Below are 573 nucleotides of genomic sequence, written 5' to 3'. Positions count from 1 at the left end.
CCAATGGGAGAGGTATCGCCCAATATCCTGGCTCGTCAGTTCGAAGCTGAGCAACCAAATCAGAAATGGGTGACCGATGTCACCGAGTTCAAAGTGGCCGGCAAAAAGCTGTATCTGTCCCCAGTACTGGACTTGTACAACGGAGAGATTGTGGCCTATAAGACCGCCGTCCGCCCCCAATACGCCTTGGTAGGCGACATGCTGGAGCTGGCCCTTGAGCGCTTGCCCGAAGGCGCCAAACCCATGCTGCACTCGGATCAGGGTTGGCACTATCGACACTCAAAGTATCGGGAAAAACTGGAAAAAGCCGGGTTGGAACAGAGCATGTCTCGCAAAGGGAACTGCTATGACAACGCCACAATGGAAAGCTTTTTCGGTACCCTGAAGTCGGAGTTTTACTATCGGGAAAGCTTCGACAGCGTTGCTCAGCTGCAGGCCGGGCTGGATAAGTACATCCATTACTACAACCATAAGCGAATCAAAACGAAGCTTGGCGGACTGAGCCCTGTGGCTTACAGAACCCGGTCCGCGGTAGCCTAACCATTAGCTGTCCAACTTTTGGGGCGCACTTCA

General features: G+C 53.4%; 1 protein-coding gene. It reads left to right on the top strand.

Features of this window, described 5'->3' with window-relative positions; translation table 11 throughout:
* The coding region (locus ACI77I_RS32115; RefSeq protein ID WP_263472729.1) for an IS3 family transposase at nucleotides 1-540 on the top strand (540 nt) is incomplete at its 5' end.
* Nucleotides 541-573 lie beyond the last annotated feature (33 nt).

Origin of the sequence: Pseudomonas sp. D47, from assembly GCF_045447305.1 — a bacterium.
GTDB lineage: Bacteria > Pseudomonadota > Gammaproteobacteria > Pseudomonadales > Pseudomonadaceae > Aquipseudomonas.
Note: the sequence above shows the minus strand (reverse complement) of the source record. Positions and strands in the feature narration are given on the sequence as shown.